Source organism: Telmatobacter sp. DSM 110680 (assembly GCF_039994875.1).
Lineage (GTDB): Bacteria > Acidobacteriota > Terriglobia > Terriglobales > Acidobacteriaceae > Telmatobacter.
On the sequence record NZ_CP121196.1, the window covers coordinates 2306707 to 2329524 of the forward strand.

Consider the following 22818-nt stretch of genomic DNA (forward strand, 5'->3'; position numbering starts at 1 on the left):
AGAGAATCCATGGGCGTGATTGAACTTGATCGACTGGAGGTGCGGCTTGGCGGCCGCACCGTCCTTGCTGGGCTGACTGGTGAGTTACGAGGTCACGCGATCGGTCTGCTCGGTCCGAACGGGGCGGGAAAATCAACGCTCATTAATACACTGCTTGGATTTCATGAGCCTGCCAGCGGTACCGCCAAGGTGCTCGGGCTGGATGCGCGCGCGGACCGGATGCGTATTCGCCAGAGCGTCGGCTACATGCCGGAGAACGATTCCTTCATCGGCAATATGACGGGCGTGCGATTTGTGCGCTACATGGCAGAGCTTGCGGGGTTGCCGCCAGCGGAAGCGCTGGAGCGTTCGCACGAGGCTCTCTTCTATGTCGGTTTGGGCGAAGTGCGCTACCGCAAGATCAGCACTTATTCTTTGGGGATGAAGCAACTGATCAAGCTGGCGCAGGGATTAGCGCACGGACCGAAGCTGCTGATTCTCGATGAGCCGACGAACGGGTTAGATCCTAACGCCCGGCAGCGCATGATTCAGCTCATCAAAGAGATTCGCAAGCAGGGCGGGACGCAACTGCTGATCTCTTCGCACCTGTTGCGCGATATCGATGAAACCTGCGACGAAGTGCTGATCCTCAATAAGGGACGCATTGCGGCGATATCGAATATCGAAGAAGAGCGCCGCTCGCACCTCAACTTTATCGAGTTGGAGATGGCGGGAAACACCGAAGCATTTGTGCAGAAGATGCGTTCACTAGGGTGCGAATGCGCAAGCTTTGCCGGCGGTAGGATCAAGTTGGTGATGCCGGATGCGCTGAGCCCTCGCGATCTTTATGTGACCGCGGCGGAGAACGGCGTACAGATCCGGCGCATTCAGTTGCGGCGCGATTCTCTTGAGGACATTTTCCTGCGGGCAATGGATTACGAGGGAGGGCGAGTAGATCATGTCAGTGTTTGATCATGAATACCGGCCCTATGAAGGCCGTTTGACTGCGCTGGGGTCGCGTCCGCTGGTGCTGGCACGCTATGCAATGAACGAGGCGTGGTCGTCGAAGATTTCCGTCGGGCTTTTCGTGCTCGGGCTTTTGCCGTGCCTGGTGAACTTGGTGATTATTTACGTTGCCGATAATCCTATTGCGCGAGCGCTCATTTTGCGCGGCGGCGGCGGGAACACTCCGTTCAGCATCGGCGAATCCTTCTTCCTGCAGGTATTGGAGACGCAGTGCTGGTTTGCGCTGGTGCTGGCGGCATGGATTGCGCCGCGACTTGTCTCATTCGATTTGAGCGACAACGCGCTTCCGATTCTGCTGAGTCATCCGATCTCGCGGTTTGGTTATCTGCTAGGCAAATTCATAGCGCTGGCCGTTTTTCTGTCGTACGTCACGTGGATTCCATGTCTGACGTTATTTGTTTACCAGTGCTACGCTTCTCCGGTTCCTTGGGGTATGGACCATCTTCGGTTAGGTGCCGGGCTCTTCATTGGCGCTGCGATTTGGATTCTATTGCTCTCAATGGTGGGGCTTGCCGTGTCGTCGTGGGTAAAGTGGCGGGTAATCGCCACGGGGGCCATGTTTGCGGTGGTGTTTGTCCCAGCGGGTGTCGGGGGCATTGCCAGCGCCATTCTTCGGACGAAGTGGGGGTTGCTGCTAAATATTCCGGTGGTGATGTCTGAGCTGTGGCAGCGGTTGCTGGGCGCACCTTCCTTTATGAATTCGCGTTTGGACTTGCCTACGTTCGCCATCGTCTCGGTCCTGATCGCCGCTTGCATGTTGTGCGTGGCGGTTCTGAATGCACGCATTCGTGCGCGAGAGGTGGTGCGCGGATGAATGCAACGAACGACACAATTCGTTTTGAGAATGTCTCGAAGTTCTACGGCGAGGTGCTGGGCGTGAACAAGGTCTCGCTGACACTTTCGCCCGGTATCACGACGCTGGTGGGGCCGAATGGATCCGGCAAGACTACGCTGATGAACCTGCTGACCGGTCTGGTGCAGCCGTCCCGTGGGACGGTCTCAGTCCTGGGTCTTTCGCCGTCGAATGCGACTGAGTTCTTTTGCAACGTGGGGTATTGCGCACAATTCGATTCTTTTCCGCGCGGGCTGACTGGATTCCAGTTTGTGTTCGACAGCTTGATGCTGTTTGGCATGACCGAGGAGGATGCTTATCAGCTTACGCAGGAGTCGCTGGAGCGCGTGCAGCTGAGCGATGAAGCGGCACACCGGAAGATTGCCGGATATAGCAAAGGGATGCGGCAGAAGATCAGGCTGGCGCAAGCGGTGGCGCATCATCCGCGGGTGCTGGTGCTGGATGAACCATTGAACGGGCTTGATCCGATGGCGCGAGCTGAGTCGCTGGCCTTGTTTCAGGAACTCGGGCGGCAGGGAATGCATGTCATTATTTCGAGCCACATTCTCGATGAGGTCGATCGCATCTCCGATCGCGTCGTGCTGATTACGGGCGGATATTTAATCGCTCAGGGAAATATCCACGAGGTTCGGAAGGAAGTGCGCGACAAGCCGATGCAGGTGTTGATTCGCTGCGATCGTCCGGATTTGCTGGCGTCAAAGATGTTTGCCGTGAATCACTGCGTGGAGGCACGTCTGCATGCGGATGGAAACGGAGTGTTTTTGCGGACCGGCGATATCGATGAGTTCTATCGCTTGTTGAATGAGATTGCCGTCGAGGGGTTGGTGAAGATTGAAGCGGTTGCACCGGCCGATGACAATGCGAATGCAATCTATCAATACCTGATTGGTTCTGACGGGGTGGCCTCATGATGCAGCAGAGCGTTGGAAGCGCGGTTAGCATTCTGCGGCAGCAGCCGTGGTCGCTGTGGTGGGTCCAGGCTCGGCGCTTGAGCCGCATTGAAATCCGTCGCAATCTTTTTACGAAGCGTGCGTGGTGGATCTATTTCCTGGCGTTTATCCCGGCCGTGATCATCTTCATTCACCTGATCTTCGATCCGCACTCGGGATCGAACATGAGCGAAGACACCGTGATTCTGGCGGGTGTGGTGCAGCTCTATTATGTGCGCCTGGGAATCTTCTTCGGATGCCTGGGAGTTTTCTCGCGGCTGATTCGCGGAGAGATGATCGAGCGAAGCATTCATTACTATCTGTTATCGCCGGTGCGTCGTGAAGTGATTCTGCTGTCGAAGTTTTTTGCGGGCGCGGTGACGTCGGTTGTGCTGTTCGGCGCGGCTGTGATTGCCGACTTTGTTTTGATGTACGCGGGATATGGTGCTGCGGGCCGAGACTTCATGCTACAAGGACCGGGATTGGGACAGATAGAGGCGTATCTATTGATCGTGGTGCTTGCATGCCTCGGGTATGGCTCGCTATTTCTTCTGCTGAGCCTGATGTTCCGGAATCCCATGCCGGGAGCAATGTTGCTGCTGGGGTGGGAGGCGATTAATCCCGTCATGCCTTCGCTGCTGCAGAAATTCAGCGTTGCTTCTTACCTGAGGCACCTGATGCCAGTGAGCGTCCCAGCGGAGGGCGTGTTTGCACTGCTTACAGTTGAGACTGAGCCCGTGGCGGCGTGGGTGGCGGTGCTGGGACTTTTAGCGTTAATTGCGCTGGTGCTCACTTATACGTGCTATCGCATGCGCCGGCTCGAGATCCGCTACACGACTGACTAAAACATCATCAGGCCATTGAGGCAGCCAGCGCTTTAACGCCGCGCAAGTCGATTTTGCCGGTGCCTAGAATGGGCAGCGCATCCACATGAAAGAAGGCGCCGGAGCGTGGCTTCCAGAGTGCAGGCAGATCACACTGCGCGAACTTCTCAATCACGGGGGCGAGTCTCTCAGTTGAAAGCGTGGAGATGACGACGATGCGTTCGCCTTTCTTGTCGTCGGGCAGCGCGGTTACAGCGAAGACTTGCTCGGTGACGCCGGCCAATTCCTGCAGCTTGTCTTCAATGCGGATGTGAGGGACCATCTCGCCGCCGATTTTGCTGAAACGGGAGAGGCGATCGGTGATGGTGAGGAATCCATCCTCTTCCATGATGGCGACGTCGCCAGTGGTGTACCAGCCGTCGTGAAGAACTTCGGCTGTCTTCTCCGGCTTGCCGAGATAACCCTTCATTACATTCGGACCTTTGACGAGCAGCATGCCGGGAGTTCCGGGTGTGACGGGTTCGCCGGTATCGATGTCGACGACTTTGACGGTGACGCCTGGAAGTGGATGGCCAATTTTTCCGCGACGCGCGCCGACCTGGCGGAAACCCGGTGCGCGGAAGTCGCGGCCATTAACGGTGACCACGGGTGAGCACTCGGTGCAGCCGTAACCCTCGAGCGGACGGATGCCAAAGGTGTCTTCGAAGGCGAGGGCGACGCGATCGGCGAGTTTTTCAGCGCCCACGAGAACGTACTGGAGGCTGCCAAAACTCTCAGGCGAGCAGCGGCGCATGTAGGCCTGCAGAAACGTAGGCGTGGCGATGAGGAAGGTGACGTGGTATTGCGCGACCAGTTCGCCGATGACTTTGGTGTCGAGCGGATTGGGGTGGTAAACGACGCCAACACCGTTAGCGGCGGGCATCCACAAGGCCGCCATGAATCCGAAGGAGTGAAAGAAGGGAAGGATGCCGAGGATCTTGTCTCGTCCATCGAGCATGAAGACTTGCGACACCTGCTGAATGTTGGACGCGATGTTGTAGTGCGTGAGCATGACGCCCTTGGGGTCACCGGTACTGCCGCTGGAGAAGATAACGGTGGCGAGATCGTCCACGTTACGTTTGCCGGGAACGGCGCCGATGGCTTTGCGCAGGAGAGTCTGCGGCATGGTGGATGCGAACAGCAGAGCGACAAGTTTTTCGCCGGAGCGTGGGGACTGCAGTACATCTTCGAGGAAGATGGTGCGGCCCGGAATTTCGAGTTTAGGAAAGCGCTCGACAAAGGCTTTCGAGGTGATGACGACATCGACGTCGCACTGTTTTGCGCAGGAAGCGATGACTTCGCTGGATGCGGTGTAGTTGAGGTTAACTGGGACACGGCCGAGCAACGTTAGCGCGTAGTTGGTGAGTGCTCCGCCGACCGAGGGCGGCAGCAAGAGTCCGATCATCTGCTGCTCGCCGATGGTTGGACGCAGTCGTCGCGCGATATAGATGGTCTTGGTGAGCGCGGAGAAGAAGCGGACTTTTGGAGTTTTGCCATCGGCGATCATGAAGCGCAGAGGGAAGCGGCGCGCGGTGCGGACGAAGGCGCGATCGAGCGTACGCATGCGGCTTTTGCGCTCACGGAATGCATCGGCCTGGAGTTCCTGCACGGCGGCGCGGACGGCAAGAGCCGACGATGTTGGCGGCATTGGCGTGCCGAAGCTGACGGTGACGGGGTAGGGAATGCGGCGCGGCACCTTCCAAAGGAAACGACCGCGTTCAAAGCTGAAGATGCTTCCCCATACGCCGTCGAGGTTCACGGGGATGATGGGGGCATCGACGCCCTTCATGATGCGCTCGAGTCCGCGACGGAAGGGGAGCATCTGGCCGGTTCGCGTGATTTGACCTTCGGCGAAGATGCAGACGATCTCGTCCTGGCGGAGGGCCTCGCTTGCGGTGCGGAGTGAACGAATCATCTCGCGGGGGCGCTGTTCGCTGGAGATGGGGATGGCTTTCATCATGCTCGCAAAGGGCTTGATGACGCGGTGCTCGTAGATGCCCTTGTACATGAGAAAGCGGATGGGACGATCTGTTGATGCGATCAGAAGCGCCACGTCGACGAACGACATGTGATTGCAGACGAGTAACGCGCCGGTTTTCTCAGGGAAGTTGTCGCGGCCAAGGACCTTGACGCGATAAATGCTGTGCGTGACGAGGAAGAGGATGAGGCGGCCGAACCATTCGGGCAGCAAGATGAGAACGTAGACTGTGCCGGCTGCGGTAATCACCGAAGCGGCAAGCATGATGCCGCGTGGGTTGAGATGAATGAATTTGGTGAAGACGAAGTAGGCGCCGGAAGAAAGGGCGATGCCGACGAAGGACAGAAGATTTGCGGCGGCAATGATTCCGCCCTTGTTCTCCTCTGCAGGACGATGCTGAATGAGCGCGTTTACGGGAACAGCGAAGAAGCCAGCCCAGAAACCGAGAGTTCCAAGCAGAACGGCCGAACCGATGACGCCGACGTGCATAGTACCTAGCGCGATGCCGGTACACGTCATGCCGATGGAGCCGAGCGGGATGAGTCCGTATTCGATTTTGTTGCCGCTGAGAAGGCCGGCGATCATGCTGCCGATGCCTATTCCGATGGCGAGGGAGGCGTTGAGGTAGCCGGTCTCTGTCTGGCCGATGTGCAGAACGTCTGGGCCGAAGACGATGATGGTGGAGAACAGCAGCGAGCCGAGGAACCAGAAGTAGGTGTTGCCGAGGACGGCCAGGATGAGCGGCTGATCGGCGCGCATCATCTTGATCTGTTGCCATAGGTCGCCGACAAAGTTTATGCGAAATTTTTTCTCCGGTGCAGCGGCGGGAACGCGATCGAGGCCGAAGCTGGTGGCGAGTCCCGCGCAAGCGAGCGCGAGGAGCGCATATCCGGCGTAAATCTCGTGACCATGGAAGTGTTCGGCCATCGCTGCGCCGGTGACGGTGCCGATGATGATGGCGAGAAACGTCCCGAGTTCGATAACGCCATTGCCCCATGAGAGCCGTTTGGCCGGAAGCAGTTCTGGGAGAAGTCCATACTTCGACGGGCCGAAGAGAGCGGCCTGCGTTGCGACCAGACCGAGGGCGACTAGCGTGAGCGTGCGCTGGTGCATAGCGAGTCCCGCAGTCGCCACAGTCATGGCTGCGATTTCCATCACCTTTGTCCAGATGGTGACGCGGCGCTTGCTGAAATGATCAGCGAGCCAACCCCCGGTCATGCTGAAGAGCACGAATGGCATCGAGAACAGGAAAGTGACGGTGGCAACAAAGGTGTCACGTTCATCCTTACCAAGGCCCATACCGACGACCATGGCCAGCAGCAGGTTACGCAGGATGTTATCGCTGTATGCGCCCTGAAACTGGGTCGCAATCAATGCCCAGAAGCCGCGCTCGCTGCGCTGAACGTCTGGGACAAGAGGGGCCGGTTGAGGCGCGGAATCGGCTGTTCGCATAAAGGGCTCGGGTAGGTAGCGACGATTATAGTGCGGGCTAGCATGGAAACGTAACTACATCAAAAGATGCATCGAATCGCGTGAGAATGCAGGTCCCTGCGCACAGGCCGTCTATGCGTCTAGGTCATTTGAAAGTCGATGATCGTCTGGAAATATCTGCCGGTTCAAAACGCGGAAGCGTCAATTGACATCTCACAGGAAGGAAGACAATGCGGCAATAAAGGAATGATTCGGAGTCTTTGAGGAATCCATGATTGGGGACCGAGCGTCTGCACGATATCCGATATATCTGATGCTGGCAATCCTGCTTTTGTGCAAGAGCGCATTCGGACAGGGGACAGTGGATCAACCAGTGACGAGCGCGCCGCCCGATGACAGCGTCAATCCTGGCCAGAGCGCACATCCCAAATTGCCAGATTTCAACGAGGACATTTATTACAAGAACCGGCTCGAGTTTTCATTGGAGACCGGATTTCTACCCATCAACATTCCATTCGTTTATAACTTCATCACCGGTGACAGCTACACGAGGAGGCCGCTGAATTACACACTCATCCCCAACGTTGCCTCTATCCGATGGGAGCTGGGCAATATTGATGGCGGCCCACGCATCCTCAGAGGTAATACCGACTTTTCTTTCAGCGGGAGTTATACGGATATAGCGCGCGGACCCGAAACCCGATATTTTGCATTTGATTTTGGGATCCGGCATAACTTTGTGCCGCGCCGTTGGCGAGTCGCTCCTTACTTTGACATGCGCGGCGGAGTCGGCGATATCAATGCCAAGGGACCAGATGGCGTCTTGTATGCGCAGGGAGAAGACCTGACGTTCACCTACATGATGGGAGCCGGGGCCAGGTATAACTTCAATCCTAAATTCAGTCTGGCGGCCGGTGCTAACTACATGCATGTTTCGAATGCCAGCCTTTCGGCACCGAAGGTCGTGAACTATGGAATTAATGTCTGGGGTGCGATGTTCGGCTTCTATATGCGGTTGGGAAGAGCTAAACCGAGATCGGAAGCGAAATAGCCAATTGAATGCTCGATTTTTTCTGCACGGGAGTTGGAGTGGACCGTGCAAAGAAACTTATGGTGCATTCGCTCCACGCATGATCTATATATAAACCAGCGACCCTCCCCAACCATTTCAGTTGGGGAGGGTCAGAATGTAGAACTGGTTGCAGATCCATTCTAAAACGGTATGTCGTCGTCGGAGATTTCGGCGGATTGGCTGTAGTCGTCGTGGCCGGCCGGTGACCGTTGGTCGACATTGTTTGATGAACCGGACTGACGGCTGTAACCTCCTGACCCTGATCCTCCGTCGTCGCGGCCTGAGAGCAGGGAGATATCGTTGACGATGATCTCGGTGCGATAGCGCTTCTGGCCGGACTCTTTGTCGTCCCAGCTGCGCGTTTGGATCTTGCCTTCGACGTAAAGCTTGGAGCCTTTTTTGACGTAGTCGCGCACGATCTCAGCGAGTCGCGTGAAAGCGACCATGTTGTGCCACTCGGTGCGTTCCTGCCAGTTGCCTTGCGCGTCTTTCTGACGGTCGCTAGTCGCGAGAGTGAAGTTGGCGACCATTGTGCCGCCGCCGGTAGAGCGAATCTCAGGATCTTTACCAACATTCCCTAAAAGGATTACTTTATTGACCGACTTTGCCATGGTGCTTGCTCCCTTTGTCCGCGGGTAATTTCAGCTGTCAAAAAAAATATAGAGCTGAGAGCATCTCTGCCCCGCCCAATGAGCCTGCCGTGGACTCCTGTCACGAATCTTCTTCAGACCTCGAAAGTATAAATGGTTCCGCCACCTCCCTGTTTTATGCGGCAGCCAATTCATTAGTAAACCCTTCTGTTCTAGAATTCTCATCGATTTCGATGTTTTTCCCCGAGATGCAGTAACTCAGTTGTGCCCTGTTCATTCCCCATCGGATTCTTTAGCATGGCTGCGACATGCAAAATCCTTCGAAAGCGTCTTCAAATCAGAATTGGTCCTCTATCGGGCTGCGCCCTCATGTGTTCTCGTTACTTGCGACATTTCTGTTTGCGCTAGGATCTTTCGCCGGCGCGCAGTCCATACCAGAGGAGGCCTACGGTCCCTACAATGTGATCGTTCTTCCGGATGGTTCCGGGCTCAGCAAGCCTCTCGCCGCTCCATCTGGTATCGATCCGCGGGCTGCGGGTTTCCTTGACCGAATGGGATTTCATGCCCCCGAGCAACGCGAGGCTCTTATTGAAGGCCGTGCCAAATGGACGCTTTCCTTCTGGTTCCACTCGGCCGAACCCGTCGTTTCGGGTACCATGCTTCTGGCCGGCATTGGTGACCCCAATGGGGAAGACGCGCGCTTCGTCGCTATCACCGACAATCAGCTCGCTCTTTGGCTGGGCAAAGCCTTCGGCAAGCCGACTGTTGCTGACATGCCGCTAAGTGAGGCGACATGGCACTCGGTCATCGCCGTAAGCGACGGAGATTCGATCATCCTTTATGCAGATGGGAAGCAGGTGGTTACCGCTCCAATCGCGCAGGGAAGCGTAGCCCCCCGCATCGAGTTCGCTCCGCAACCTGGGTCGGGCGGAAACCGGCATCACTTCGGCGGCCGGATAGCCCTTCTTAGAATCTATCGCGAGGCGTTTTCGCCCGGTCAGGTCGCCTCAGTCTACGCGACTAAGCCCGATTTCTCTCTGCCAACATACGAAGAAGCCACTCCGCACTGGGCTGTGCAGACCCATGCTATGGCAGGCCAGACAGAGTTGCAGGATCCATCTACGCTTCCTCGCGGTAAAGGCGGAATTCAAAAGCCCTCCGCAATACCGCTGCGCCCAGCCGATCTCCACACCGAACTCACCGGCACAAACCCTTGGACGATCCGCGGAGGATGGAAACTCGCGGCCGCTCCTGAAGTCAAAGCCTCGGGGGAACAGATCTCCAGGCTTGACTTCTCAACAGGCAACTGGATGGTTGCAACTGTTCCAGGAACCGTGCTCACCACGATGATCGATCGCGGCATCTATCCCGATCCCGATTATGGCCTGAATAACCTTGCCATTCCCGAGCGTCTCGCGCATCAGGACTATTGGTATCGCGTCGCATTCAAAGTTCCGTCGGCTACGCAAGGCCAGCACCTTACTCTGTCCTTCGAGGGTGTGAATTACGCGGCTGAAGTCTGGTTGAACGGCAAGAAGCTTGGCGGATTTACCGGCGCATTTCTGCGTGGCAAATTCGATGTGACCTCGCTCGTGTCCGCATCCAGCGAAAACGCACTCGCCGTGCGCGTCAGCCCTCCACCTCATCCTGGCCTGGCGCAGGAAGAGTCCATCAAAGCCGGTCCCGGCGAGAATGGCGGCGTGCAAGTCCTCGATGGACCGACCTTCTCCGCAACAGAAGGTTGGGATTGGATTCCCAGCATTCGCGATCGCAACACCGGCATCTGGCAGGACGTGACACTGACTGCATCCGGCGCTGTTGAAGTCGGCGATCTCAATGTGATTACCACACTGCCGAAGCCGGACCGCAGCGAAGCCGACATCGAAATCGAAGTGCCGATGAACAACTCATCGAAGGGGCCGATCAATGGTGATATAACCGCAATCTTCGATAACGTCCATGTCACAAAGAATGTAACCCTCGCACCTGGTGAAACCGTGGTGCGTCTAAAAACTGGTGAATTTCCCCAGCTCAAGGTACACGATCCACAACTTTGGTGGCCCAATGGCTACGGAAATCCTGCGTTGCACCAGTTGAACGTCCGCTTTACGACCGACGGCAAGATCAGTTCTCAGCAACAAATCAACTTCGGCATGCGCGAAGTCAGTTACGAGCTTTCGCTTTTTGACCAGACTGGCCATCTCCGCCGCGTTGAAGTCCTTCCCAGCCGTACTCACGACGCTTCACTTCCGTTGATCAACGAAACCCACGAAGGGATTCGCCAGATCGACGATAAGACGCCGAACCAAACCCCTGGCCTAGCTGACTGGATGAAGCACGCATGGGTACATTCGCTTGAAGCAGTTGCTGAAGGTTCTGCTTCTATTCGTCCCGTGGAAGGAGGATGGCCGGGTACCGATCTCGTCATCAAAGTAAACGGAGTGCGCATCGCAACGCGTGGCGGCAACTGGGGCATGGATGACAGTCGCAAGCGCGTAAGTATCGAGAACCTCGAACCATATTTTCGTCTTCATCGCGATGCGCATGTCAACATGATTCGCGACTGGATGGGCCAGAACAGCGAAGAGAATTTCTACGCACTAGCCGACAAATATGGCTTGATGGTGTGGAACGACTTCTGGGAGTCCACCCAAGGCTATAACCTCGAAGCGCAAGATCCGCAGCTCTTTCTAGAAAATGCGCGCGATTCCATACTTCACTTCCGCCATCATCCATCCATCGTCATCTGGTGTGGGCGCAACGAGGGCGTCCCGCAGCCGATCATCAATGAGGGACTCGCCAATCTCGTGCGCACGCTCGACCATACACGCTACTATACCGGCAGTTCCAACCAGGTGAATCTCCGCAACTCCGGTCCTTATCAACTTCAAACACTCGATACTTATTACCGTATTAACCGCGGATTCAGTGTCGAACTCGGCATTCCCAGTGTTCCCACGCTTGAAGGTCTCGAAGCTTTTATTCCCGAACCCGATCGCTGGCCCATCAGCGATACGTGGGCTTACCACGATTGGCATCAGCAGGGAAACGGGACCGTTGCTCCCTTCATGGAACACATGGCAACAGAATTCGGTGCGCCTACAGGCTTCGAAGACTTTGAGCGGAAAGCTCAGATGATTGATTACGATGCTCATCGTGCAATCTTCGAAGGTTTTGCCGCGCACCTTTGGCAGCCCAACTCAGCGCGCATGATCTGGATGACGCAATCCGCATGGCCCAGCACTGAGTGGAACTTTCTTGGCCATGACTACGACACTCAATCCAGCTTCTATGGAACGCAAAAGGCCTGCGAGCCGGTTCATGCTCAGCTCGACCTCACCGACACTTCGGTCGACCTCATCAACCTGAGCGATGCGAAATCGTTCAAAGTTGAAACCCGAGTTGTCTCTCTCGATGGCAAGGTTCTCAGCGATCAGAGCAATCAGATCGAAGCTGTCTCCAATGGCCGCACCGCTGTAGGCAAGCCTGATCTCGCGAAACTCGCTGCTGGTCACACCGTTCTTATCGTGCTGAAAGTCATGGATGCGAATGATAAGCCGGTCAGCGACAACTTCTATTGGTGGGCCAAAGATGAAAGTAGTTACCGGGAGCTAAACAGCTTACCCAAAGCTCAGATCACCGTTTCCATTTCCGTCTCCTCCGATGCCGGCGAGCGCAAAGCCACAGTGAAAATTCGCAATACGAGCCCAACTCCTGCGCTTATGACCAGGCTCACACTCAAGGATGCCGCAACAGGAGAGCGCATTCTTCCCGCTTACTATAGCGAAAACTATGTTTCACTCCTGCCCGACGAAGAGCGCAGCCTGACGATCGCGTTTCCATCGGGCGGAGCTAAACCTGCAATTGGCCTGCGTGGCTGGAATCTCGAAAGCCGGACTATCGACGTGAAGTAAGGTCTGAGAACTCTGCAATCTGGGACGCGCCGAGAGTGCGCCCAGATTATTGCAGTGACTCGCGCCTTCACCTCAATTCACAGGGATCAATTCTGTCCAACTCTGGCGGACAGGATCAATCAAGCCGTTGGGATCCAACGTGGGGTCGCTGTTGAGTACTACGCTCTGCCCGTCAGAGCTGATCCAATTGTGTGTGAACTGATTGGATGTCTCGATCTTCCGGCCGGTGTTGGGATCGATGAAATCCTGGCGGTTGAGGGAGTCGCGGACCTGCATCTGCGCAGCATGGTCGATTGCGCCCTGGGTGGCACGATCCCGAGCCATTGCATTGTCGAAGCTCGATTTCTGCTGTGCCTGAAAATTCTTTCCCTGCTCGATCATGTTGTCATTGACTTCCTTGAAGTGATTCTGGATGGCCCGGAAGATGTCGTCGTTTTGCTTTTGCCAGGAGGCAAACTGCTGGCGCATTTTTTGCTGGATCTCCTGATCCCATTGACTCTCAATCTCCGGCGGTGGCAGCGGCTTGCCGATCAGCGGGTCCAACCTGCCTTGCGGAGCGCGCCGGATCGCGATACCTGGAGAACTGCAGGTATGACGCTGGACCGCTGCACGATGGAGCATCTGGTATGCCGGCATATCGATTTCGCTACAACGGATCGTGGCCCACAGAATCTCTTCCACGGGTCGACCCTTCAAGGTGTATTGGAGGCGAACGCGGGCGGCGTCGATCATCGCCTTCATGCCTTGCGGAGCCTGGGCCTGCGCCTGTTGATTCGATCTCGCGAGCCCTTCTTTCATTTCGGGTGTAAATGGGACCACGGCGATGTTCCTGGCGTCGGGCCGGAGGTTGGGAATGGCGATATCCAATAAATACTCGGCCGCAGTATTGATTTTGACAGAGCCGCATTTTGGGTTGAGCCCGCTTGTGCTATCCGTGGACCAACCCCAGCTCGTTCCGGGGAGCTTTTCAATAGCGGTCACGCCGTCGGGTGCAAGTGCCGTAAAGGCGAGTCCGTCTGCCGGTACAAGAGTTCCGTGGCAGCCAGGGATCCGCTCCAGCATCCCCGTGAACTTCCAGCCCGCAGGAATGTGAACAGTGTAGGCAGTCATGTTCATCACGGGGTCGGTTACCGGCTTAGACACCGTAGAAGACCAGTTCTCGACGTCTGTCGTACTTTTCGGCGAGGCGGCGTCAGTTCGGCTTGCGGCGGAGGCGGCGGACCGGGACTGACTGAAGCAGCCTGTAAGGACGAGCGCGGATAGAAAGGCGATTCTGCTGAGGACGGCGAGATGGTTTTCCATGGATGCTCCTTTGCCGGATAGTCTCCGGCACATGGGTAAGTTTTCGTTTCATCAGGTACGCGATGAATGTAGGAAAACTGTGTCATTTGCTGGCGACCCAGCCCAAACCCCGTCCAGCTCGGTGGGCTAGGTCGTAAGTGTAAGTCTGCTGAGCACGTCTTATGTCACGAATCCGCGCTATCAGTAAGAGCCTCGAGTCCGAGTGAGTCATTTTTCTCGTTTCTGTCGCCTACCCAATACAGGCGCTCTGAGGCGCAAGTGGACTTGAGTCGGCTCGCTCGGTCGCTGAGCGCAACGGATTCGCGGATGCCTAGGAGGCAACGATGTTTGAAATCTTCAAAATCGTGTGGGACGTGCTTGTGCTGCGGGATGCGGCCCGCAAAGGGCAGCTGAACTGGCGCATCTGGACTATCGCGATTTGTTTTGTTCTTTTTCTTTATGGAACGGGGCTACCGGTTACGCTGCTTTACGAAAAATATCCGGGATACAAGCCTCTTTTCATCGCGACGCTCGCCTTGGACGGACTTGCCTTTGTCTGGTTCATGATCTGGGGCGTGCGTCGTTACCTGCGCCAATTGGCTACGGACAAGTCCGCTGGTGCAGGATCAGCACTGACATGTTTTGAAAGGTGAGCAGCTTATGTGGATTCTTCTGGGATTTGCGTTGCAGATAGTGGTGATTGTTGCGGGCGTGCGAAATGAGCAGCGCGCTGGGCTGTGGAGCTGGTCCAAGTTCGTGTTTGCGCTCGGATTCGGAGGGCTGGAGTGCGCCATTCTCATCGTGCCGGTCAGCGTGATGAACCCGGCGGCCAGCTACTTCATTCCGGTCTACGTAGCCTGCTGCGTGCTCGCCGCACTTAATTTTGTTTGGTTCATCATCGCGGCGCGACGTTGGAAATTGCCCGACGGGCGCACAAGCCTGCAGGCATACCGAGACGAAAAGCAGGCTGAGAAAGTTCAGCAGGAGAGCCAGGCAGAGCGCCGGTGATGCATTTTCGCTGCGACCGACGCGTACTCATCGAAGCCAACTCCACAACAAAAGCGAGGATGCGATGTCCACTATTTCTTCACAACCGATTCAAACTGTGACGCCGAACTACAGTCTGTATGACTCGGGAGCAGTAGCCCTTGCTACTTTGTTTGGCACGCCGGTGGCGGGCGCGTCACTGATGGCTTTGAACTATCGTCGCCTTGGCAGGACAGGTATGGCGATCGTAACGCTGCTTGTGGGGCTCGCTGTTACCTCCATCGTGATCGCCTTGTCGTGGAATCTTCCGCGAGCGGTTGTCTCTCCCATTGCGCTGGTTCTGCTGATTGCCGTTCAGCAAATCGCACGGGTTGCGCAAGGCGAGGCTGTGAAAGAGCACGCCGAGAAGGGTGGCCGCCTTGGATCGAAGGGACTGGCCTTCGGATCGGGCTTGGTCTTTTTCACCGTAATCGTCGCAATGGTCTTTGCCGTCGCCTCAATCTCAGATCGTGCCGCAAATGGGTCAAAGTTGACGATCGGAGGCAAGGATGAAATCTTCTATTCCGGTTCGGCGACTAAACAAGAAGCCGAGGCGCTGGGCAGCGCTCTGAAGGAAAGCGGGTACCTGAGCGACCGCGGTGTCAGCGTCTTCCTTGCCAAGGGTAGCGAAGGCACGGTCATCTCGTATGTTGCGAAGGAAGGCTCATGGAACGACCCCTCGCTGGTTTCTTCGTTTGAAGAGATCACCGGGCAGGCGGCCCCTTCCGTGGGAGGGTTTCCAGTTCTGCTACGAATCATTGACAAAGAGAAACAGGTAAAGTTTCAATCGATAATCGGCCGTGAAGCGTTAGAAGGTGGTGACGTCGTTTACTACTATGGCGACGTTCCGCAGACGCAGGCGCACGCGCTCGGCCTTACGTTGAAGGCTGACGATTTCTTCCAAGGAAGAGGCGCAGATGTATTTTTGTCGCGGCATAGTAACAACACAACAATGTCGTTTGTTGTAAGAGACGGCGTATGGCAGGACCCAGCTATCGTGAAGCAGTTCGAGAAGATTGCGCGCGACGGGGCAAACTCAGTTGGCGGTCTACCGGTCACACTGCGCCTGATGACTTCGCAACTCGATGTGAAAAAGGATGAGGTTATCCAGTGATCTCTGGAATTGGTTTTGGCAAGCAATTTCTTGCTGTAGTTGCCGTCATGGGATTGTGTTGATGAAACGCGGGTTTGACCGTAAACTGGCTCTTCCAGTGCAGGAGGGCTTCGCTGCGGCTCATGGACCCCGGGGATCACGCAGGCGAAGTCACCGTGTTGCTGCGCGACTGGACTGCGGGCAAGCCTGGCGCTCTCGATGAATTATTTGACTTGGTCTATCCGCAATTGCGGCGAATCGCGGGCGCGCTCTTCCGAAACGAGCGGCAGGAAAACATTCTTCAGCCAACCGGCGTCGTCAATGAACTTTTTCTGAAGTTGATTCGGCAGCGGAGTCTTCGCTTTGAAGATCGCGAGCACTTCTACAGTCTCTCTGCGCGGTTAATGCGGCGCGTACTGCTGGACCAGGCTCGGCACCAAAGCCGGAAGAAGCGCGATGGCGATCTCAATATTCCGTTGACGGAAGAGCTGGCGTGGATCGGTTCCAAGCCCATTGAAGCGATTGATCTGGATCGCGTGCTGGCGGAGTTGGAAGAGATGGACCCGCGCAAGTGCAGGATGGTGGAATTGCGGTTTTTCCTCGGATTCACCGCGGACGAAACTGCGGAACTGCTCAGCCTTTCGAAGGCGACTGTGGACCGCGAATTGCGCTTTGTGCGTGGATGGCTGCATGAACGGCTGGCGCCGGATGAGATGTAACGCACGCTGAGGTGTGATGCAGTTTCGTGTGAAGCACCTTTCATTGGATTCGCGCACCTGGAGAAAATCTCGATGACCCGTGATGCCGAGAACTGGGAAATTCTGCAACAGCTCTTCGAGCTTGCCGAGGAGACACCCGAGAATGATCGGGAGCGGGTGCTTGCCGAGCATTGCCCAGATCCGATGCTCGTGCAGCGGGCACTGAAGATCTTTCGGCGTGCCCATGACGACACAACGCTGTCAGAAATTCCTGAGCGCAAAGCGCCCACTGCGCGATTTGGTCCGTACACACTGTTACGGCTAGTGGGCTCGGGGGGCATTGGATCGGTCTACCTCGCGGAGCGCATTATGGGCGGCGCTCCGCAGCGTTCGGCGCTGAAGGTGCTGTCGCCGCATGCGGCCGGCCCTTCATTCGTGGAACGCTTTCATCGCGAACAGCACATCCTGTCTTCGCTCGATCACCCCAACATCACGCGCATGCTCGATGCGGGTTTGAGCGATTCTGGAGAGCCCTACCTGGTGATGGAGTATGTGGAAGGCGAACATTTTGACGCATACTGCGACGCACGCAAGCTGGGTATTCGGGATCGCCTGCAACTTTTTCTCCAGGTGTGCGATGCAGTGGCGTATGCCCATCGCAATTTGATCGTGCATCTCGACCTCAAGCCCTCGAATATTCTGGTAAGCGATGAGGGTACGGTCAAGTTACTTGATTTTGGAACATCCAAGCTGGTGCAGGCCGACAGCCAATTGACTACCACAGTGCTGGCGACGCCGGCGTATGCGAGCCCCGAACAATTGCGCAACGAATCCGTGACTACGGCGTGTGACGTTTACTCTCTGGGAGCTGTTCTTTTCGAATTGCTCACGGGCCGGCGCACGACGGATTCGGCGGCAGTAGTTTTTGAACGTGCCCTGAGCCAGCGAGAGCCGGACCCGCTGCCAGACGCGGTGACGGCGCCTGCTGCTGAAGCTCGCAGTATGTCGGAGAGCCGGCTGCGACAACTGCTGAGCGGCGATCTGACCACCATCACCGCCAAGTGCATGCGCGCACTTCCATCGGAACGGTACGCTTCAGTGGATGCTTTATCCGACGATATCGAGCGTTACCTCACCGACCGCGCGGTGCTGGCGCGTCCGCAAACTGCGATGTATCGCATCAGCAAGTTCGTCAGCCGGAACCGGGGGAGCGTGATTGCCACTGTGTTGTTCGCAATTGCGCTTCTGACGAGCATCGCCTATGCAGGTTGGCGCCAGGAGCAGGCCCTGATCGCCGGCCAGCGTGCCGTTCGCATGCAAACATTTCTGTACAGCCTGTTCCGGCTCGCGAATTCGAACTTTACCGGTAAACCCGCGGCCACTGTACCGGAGTTTCTAAAACTTGGAACTCGCCTGTTACCGCAGTACATCAAGGATCCGGCCGATCTGCGGCAGGCACAAATGAGCCTTGCAGAATCGATGTTCGACAATGGCGATCTGGATGGCGCGCAGGCGGTTTTTACGCAAACAACTGCAAGCGCCAAGGCTGCCCACGACCTGCAGTCCGAGGCCGAGTCGGAAGCATTCGCAGGCAATATTGCTTATCAGAATGGGCAGATGGAACAGGGTGCCGAACTGACTGCCCACGCTCTGGAATTATCGCGTGAGCCGGGCATGTCCGCCGCGATCAAGGTGCGAGCCGCAATGTACTTCGCCGTCAATCGCGAAAACAGCGGCTTCCGTACGGACGAGAATGTGAAGTTGCTCGAGTATGCGGCTAAGGAGGCGCGAGATAAACAATTGCCTCCTCACGAAGCTGCGGATGCTCTTTATAGTCTGGCCAGCGATCTCGAACTGCGCGGTCTGATCGACAAGTCTCTACCGCTTTATCAGCAGGCATTGGATATCTACAACCAGGATCCGTCCGAGTTGTGTGATCAATCGCAGGTGTATGGAGACTTCGCTTACGCTTATCAGATGAAAGACGACCTGAAGAGCGCGTTGCCGCTGTTTCAGCGGTCTTATGATGGCTACCTCTCTTGTTCGGGACCCGACAGCCGCGGAGCGCTCACGGCAGGCGACTACCTTGCGGGCGCTCTCATCAAATTGGGCAGGGCACCCGACGCGCTGAGGTTGCTGGAGCCAGAGCTTCCGCGCTGGAGGAAGATTGCCGGCTCGAGTCCTGATTTAGCGGAGGTCCTGTTCTTTCTGACAGAAGCGTATGTGGACACGGGCAGGTTTCCAGAGGCGGAGAAGACTGCGAGAGAACTGATCTCGGTGCAGGAGGGGAAGATTGCCGCCACGGACCGCCGCATCGGCGCATCGCACATGATGCTGGCGCGGGCCTTGGCCGGCGAGGATCGCGTTCGCGAAGCGCTGCCGCATGCCGAAATTGCGGACAGGATCCTTGCGAACGGCGCCGTTTCATCCGGGGCAAAAGCCATGACCGCGGAAGCGCATCAACTGCTGACCAATCTACAGTCCGAGGCGCAAAAATAAAACGTGATTTCGAGCTGTACTCTTGATCGAGATGGTCTCAGGCAAAGCGCCTCTGGCTCTTGAATCAACTAGACACTAAACTCCTTCTAATTCGAGCGGATGCAACTGGCTACAGATCCTCCGACAAACTTCGTTGAATGTCTTGAGCAACCTGATCGATCGAAGTTTTGCGACCGAGTTGCTCAATCTCTTTGCTGTCTCTGATATCTGACAAGCCCACCTTCGCCGCGATCTGGCGGTTCATGCTGATCAGCGCAGTGACTTCTTTTTCAGTGAGGAGAAGGATTTGAAGCATGAGATGTTCCCGCTCATCGGCGCGTCGGGCGAGCCGTGATTGCCTCATCAGGATAAGGCTTGCAAGGAGGATAGCTTCCATGGCAACTACGGTTCCCAAGAGCGAAAAGGGCATGGGATCAAAATGTGGAATTTGAAGAAGGTGCAGAGTGTTTACGAGAATCCAGAACACGAACAGAAGAATGTGAGCGGCTACAAATCCGAGATTGCCGACGATGGTCGCAGTCAAATCGCCCAGTCTCTCCGCCGGAGATCTACGCGCGAGGAACTCCTGCTCGTGCTTGGCGATCGTACCGATGTGTTCTTGCACGTGATTGGAAGCCTGCATCGTTTTTCCTCGGAATGAGTTGCGGTGCTCAGTGGTAGGATGCCTTGCTGAGAGTTAGAGAGTGCCTATGCTATGCCGGCCAAGTGTTTTTGCATGTTCCGGTCCTGCTCAATACTATTGCGTCTGACGGAGTTACAGGATTGAAACGCGTTCTGTTCATGGCTGTTTTGGCCTTAGCTTGCTCGATGTCTCTGCATGGTGCGGCGGGTGCACCTCGCATCCTGAAGATCGATCCACCGGACTGGTGGGCAGACATGCCCAAGCCCATGTTGCTGGTGCGCGGAGAGAATTTATGTAGTGCTCATTTCAGTGTTAGCGATCCAGAGATTCACGTTGATCGATTCAGCATCTCAAGCAATTGTCATTGGGCGGAACTGTGGTTGAATGCCTCGCCGAGCGAGCCTGAAACGGTGTCCCTGCACGCCCACACGGTTGCGGGCGACGCGTCTGCCTCCTATCAATTCAACGAGCGGAAACGCGCTGATGCAGGATTTGCCGGCTTTTCATCGGCCGACGCGATGTACCTGATCATGACGGATCGGTTCGCCGATGGCGATCTGCAAAACGACGGCGTCGAAGCCCAATCGGATGAGACCAGCGCCGATGCCACGGCAGAACGTGCCAAGCCGCGTGGATGGCACGGCGGTGATCTTCGCGGGATTGAACACCACATCGATTACATCAAGGACACCGGCTTCACTGCGGTCTGGTTCACACCTGTCTATGCCAACGAGCACGAGCCGGACAGCTATCATGGCTACGGCGCGACCGATATGTACGCTGTAGATCCGCACTACGGAACGCTTGCCGATCTTCAATCGCTCGCGGCTGCGCTTCATCAGCGCCACATGAAGCTTGTGCTCGATACGGTGCCGAACCACGTTGGTCCGCAGCATCCGTGGGTGAATGACGAGCCTGATCCTGAGTGGCTACATGGAACGAAGGCTGATCATCATAAGGCCATCGGTGATTTCCAGCCTCTTGTGAATCCTCATGCTCCGTGGCGCGATCAGCGGGACGTTTTGCAGGGATGGTTCGCCGATGTCCTGCCCGATCTCAACCAGGAAAATCCCGCGACGGCGCAATATCTCATTGAGAATGCGATCTGGTGGATAGAGAAAACGGGGGCTGACGGGCTGCGCATTGATACGTTTCCATATGTTGGACGCGCTTTCTGGCACGACTTCCACGCGCAGATTCATGGACTCTATCCGAAGCTCACGACGGTCGGCGAAGTTTTCAACTGCGATGCAACGATAACGTCGTCCTATGCGGGTGGCGTGACGCGCAATGGCGTGGACACAGGCCTTGATACGCCCTTTGATTTTCCTTCTTACTGTGCGCTGCGCGACGTGTTTCTGAAGGATGCTCCGATGACTCGGTTGACAGACGTGTGGCGACTGGACGCTCTATTTCCACACCCGGAGCGCCTGGTTGCGTTCCTCGGCAATCACGACACGTCGCGCTTCGCTTCTGCCGACGGTGCAACTCAGGAGAAGATGCGTCTTGCTTTCGCGGTTCTGCTCACCATGCGAGGAATGCCGCAGGTGTACTCCGGCGATGAGATCGGGCTGTCCGGGGGAGACGACCCCGATAATCGCCATGATTTTCCGGGCGGCTGGCCTGGTGCGACGCAGAACGCATTCACAAACCGCGACCGTAAGCAAACGGCGATCCACGAGTGGGTTCGGCAACTGCTCAAGCTCCGCGCTGAGCAGCCGGCGCTGAGTACCGGAGAGATGCAGGTTTTAACGTCGGATAAGGATGTGGTGGCTTATGTGCGCGTTGCGCCTATGGAGTCACCGAAAGAAGAAAACAGTGATGTTCTCGTTGTTGTCAACCGGTCTTCCGCAGCGGTGAAAGTTCATCTCGAAATTGGGGGAACTGTCATCGATGGCGCGACCGGAGCGAAGATGCTTCTGGGCGAAGGATCGGCACGCATGAATCGGAAGACTTTAGATGTCGATGTTCCGGGCCTTGGGGTGTGTGTTGCGTCCGTCGAGCGCAAGTGAGATGCATCCTCCCAGGTCTCAGAAGTGAGATCCGGGGCACCTACCGACGAGTGGCGGTGCAGACATTTTCGAAGTATGAATGTCTAGTCGCGGTGTGTGGTGCCACGTTGAAGACTGCGGTTACGGAACCATTTGGCGATGCCAAGTGTGAGCAGGAGTCCGCCGAATGGCAGGCACATAAGCGCGATGATGAGGGCGAACCAGCCAGTGTTGGTGCTGGCGCCGGTGGGTCCGAACCCGCCGAGGAACGCCTGAAGCAGGACTGCGGCCAAGATTCCTGCGCCCACCATAGACGAGCCCCATTGCAAAAGCTGGCGAGTGCCGTCGCTAGCGGAAGCCGTGCGTTTCGACGATTCGGGAGTGCGTTCGCTCACGGGCATGCGGCTCACGATCCCTGCGCGAGGCGCAGCATCACGTACGTGATGACGCCGGTGACGGAGACATACAGCCAGATGGGAAATGTCCAGCGAGCAACTTTGCGGTGCTGGGGGATGCGTCCGCTGAGCGAAAAGAAGAAGGTGATCAAGATCAGCGGCAGTGCGATTATTGCAAGCAGGATATGGCTCGCCAGCAAGATAAGGTAGAACGTCCGCAGGGCGTCATGGTGCGGGTAACGGACATCGCCGTGCAGATAGTGATGCAGGATGTAGCTGACTAGAAACAGGGTGGAGAAAATGAACGCCGTGATCATGGATGCGCGATGGGCGGTGATCTTGCGGGCGCGGATGAACGTATAGCCGACAAGTAGAGCGGTTGCGCTGAGGCCATTGAGGATTGCGTTAAGCGCCGGCAGGAATGGCAGCTTGACTCTGGATACGTCCGCGGCGGGGTGCTTGTAAATCAGCCAGAACAGGAAGAGGGAAGCCGCCGCGCTGATGGCCAGGATCGCCAGAATGGCCGGACGGGTGTTGGCGCGAGATTGCGAGGTGGTTGCCGTGGCGCCCATTCTTTC

General features: G+C 56.5%; 18 protein-coding genes. 12 read left to right on the plus strand and 6 right to left on the minus strand.

Annotated features, from left to right (window positions below):
• The first annotated feature begins 9 nt into the window (after nucleotides 1–9).
• From P8935_RS09550 to P8935_RS09565, 4 genes are read left to right on the plus strand one after another with little or no spacing between them, the layout of a single operon-like run.
• On the plus strand, nucleotides 10–951 hold the full coding sequence (locus P8935_RS09550) for an ABC transporter ATP-binding protein (RefSeq protein WP_348264766.1): 942 nt from the start codon (nucleotides 10–12) through the stop codon (nucleotides 949–951).
• Nucleotides 938–1819: an ABC transporter permease subunit gene (locus tag P8935_RS09555; RefSeq protein ID WP_348264767.1), complete on the plus strand. Its 882-nt coding sequence runs from the start codon at nucleotides 938–940 to the stop codon at nucleotides 1817–1819. The genes P8935_RS09550 and P8935_RS09555 overlap by 14 nt, the downstream gene beginning before the upstream one ends.
• Nucleotides 1816–2769 carry an ABC transporter ATP-binding protein gene (locus tag P8935_RS09560; protein WP_348264768.1) on the plus strand — a complete coding sequence of 318 codons (954 nt, stop codon included), beginning with the start codon at nucleotides 1816–1818 and terminating at the stop codon, nucleotides 2767–2769. Before P8935_RS09555 ends, P8935_RS09560 begins: the two co-directional genes overlap by 4 nt.
• Nucleotides 2766–3632 (plus strand): hypothetical protein, encoded by an 867-nt coding sequence (locus P8935_RS09565; protein WP_348264769.1) that lies wholly within the window; start codon nucleotides 2766–2768, stop codon nucleotides 3630–3632. Before P8935_RS09560 ends, P8935_RS09565 begins: the two co-directional genes overlap by 4 nt.
• A 7-nt stretch (nucleotides 3633–3639) precedes the next feature.
• On the opposite strand, the gene P8935_RS09570 is transcribed toward P8935_RS09565, so the two are convergent.
• Nucleotides 3640–7080, minus strand: a complete 3441-nt coding sequence (locus tag P8935_RS09570; protein ID WP_348264770.1) for an acyl-[ACP]--phospholipid O-acyltransferase — start codon at nucleotides 7078–7080, stop codon at nucleotides 3640–3642.
• 250 nt (nucleotides 7081–7330) lie between these two features.
• Between P8935_RS09570 and P8935_RS09575 the strand changes: the two genes are divergently transcribed.
• Entirely contained in the window at nucleotides 7331–8110 is a 780-nt protein-coding gene (locus P8935_RS09575; protein WP_348264771.1) for an acyloxyacyl hydrolase, read from the plus strand.
• Nucleotides 8111–8271: 161 nt separating this feature from the next.
• On the opposite strand, the gene P8935_RS09580 is transcribed toward P8935_RS09575, so the two are convergent.
• Entirely contained in the window at nucleotides 8272–8742 is a 471-nt protein-coding gene (locus tag P8935_RS09580) for a single-stranded DNA-binding protein (protein ID WP_348264772.1), read from the minus strand.
• A 350-nt stretch (nucleotides 8743–9092) separates the two neighbouring features.
• Between P8935_RS09580 and P8935_RS09585 the strand changes: the two genes are divergently transcribed.
• Nucleotides 9093–12635 (plus strand): LamG-like jellyroll fold domain-containing protein, encoded by a 3543-nt coding sequence (locus tag P8935_RS09585; RefSeq protein ID WP_348264773.1) that lies wholly within the window; start codon nucleotides 9093–9095, stop codon nucleotides 12633–12635.
• Between the two features lie 72 nt (nucleotides 12636–12707).
• Here the strand turns inward: P8935_RS09585 and P8935_RS09590 are convergent, their stop codons facing one another.
• A complete protein-coding gene (locus P8935_RS09590; RefSeq protein ID WP_348264774.1) occupies nucleotides 12708–13937 on the minus strand; it encodes a hypothetical protein in 1230 nt (409 codons plus the stop codon).
• Nucleotides 13938–14260: 323 nt separating this feature from the next.
• Here P8935_RS09590 and P8935_RS09595 point away from each other — a divergent pair, with 323 nt between their 5' ends.
• From P8935_RS09595 to P8935_RS09615, 5 genes are all read left to right on the plus strand, one after another.
• Complete coding sequence (locus tag P8935_RS09595; protein ID WP_348264775.1) at nucleotides 14261–14569, plus strand: hypothetical protein; 309 nt, start codon at nucleotides 14261–14263, stop codon at nucleotides 14567–14569.
• A gap of 7 nt (nucleotides 14570–14576) precedes the next feature.
• Nucleotides 14577–14924, plus strand: a complete 348-nt coding sequence (locus P8935_RS09600) for a hypothetical protein (RefSeq protein WP_348264776.1) — start codon at nucleotides 14577–14579, stop codon at nucleotides 14922–14924.
• A gap of 64 nt (nucleotides 14925–14988) precedes the next feature.
• Nucleotides 14989–16056 carry a hypothetical protein gene (locus tag P8935_RS09605; protein ID WP_348264777.1) on the plus strand — a complete coding sequence of 356 codons (1068 nt, stop codon included), beginning with the start codon at nucleotides 14989–14991 and terminating at the stop codon, nucleotides 16054–16056.
• A gap of 122 nt (nucleotides 16057–16178) precedes the next feature.
• Nucleotides 16179–16754, plus strand: a complete 576-nt coding sequence (locus P8935_RS09610; protein ID WP_348264778.1) for an ECF-type sigma factor — start codon at nucleotides 16179–16181, stop codon at nucleotides 16752–16754.
• Between the two features lie 72 nt (nucleotides 16755–16826).
• Entirely contained in the window at nucleotides 16827–19232 is a 2406-nt protein-coding gene (locus tag P8935_RS09615) for a protein kinase (RefSeq protein ID WP_348264779.1), read from the plus strand.
• Between the two features lie 109 nt (nucleotides 19233–19341).
• On the opposite strand, the gene P8935_RS09620 is transcribed toward P8935_RS09615, so the two are convergent.
• Nucleotides 19342–19854 (minus strand): DUF1003 domain-containing protein, encoded by a 513-nt coding sequence (locus P8935_RS09620; protein ID WP_348264780.1) that lies wholly within the window; start codon nucleotides 19852–19854, stop codon nucleotides 19342–19344.
• 140 nt (nucleotides 19855–19994) lie between these two features.
• Here P8935_RS09620 and P8935_RS09625 point away from each other — a divergent pair, with 140 nt between their 5' ends.
• On the plus strand, nucleotides 19995–21866 hold the full coding sequence (locus P8935_RS09625; protein ID WP_348264781.1) for an alpha-amylase family glycosyl hydrolase: 1872 nt from the start codon (nucleotides 19995–19997) through the stop codon (nucleotides 21864–21866).
• 83 nt (nucleotides 21867–21949) lie between these two features.
• Here the strand turns inward: P8935_RS09625 and P8935_RS09630 are convergent, their stop codons facing one another.
• Both P8935_RS09630 and P8935_RS09635 read right to left on the minus strand, forming a co-directional pair.
• Entirely contained in the window at nucleotides 21950–22255 is a 306-nt protein-coding gene (locus P8935_RS09630; protein WP_348264782.1) for a hypothetical protein, read from the minus strand.
• On the minus strand, nucleotides 22252–22812 hold the full coding sequence (locus P8935_RS09635) for a DUF420 domain-containing protein (protein WP_348264783.1): 561 nt from the start codon (nucleotides 22810–22812) through the stop codon (nucleotides 22252–22254). The genes P8935_RS09630 and P8935_RS09635 overlap by 4 nt, the downstream gene beginning before the upstream one ends.
• Nucleotides 22813–22818 lie beyond the last annotated feature (6 nt).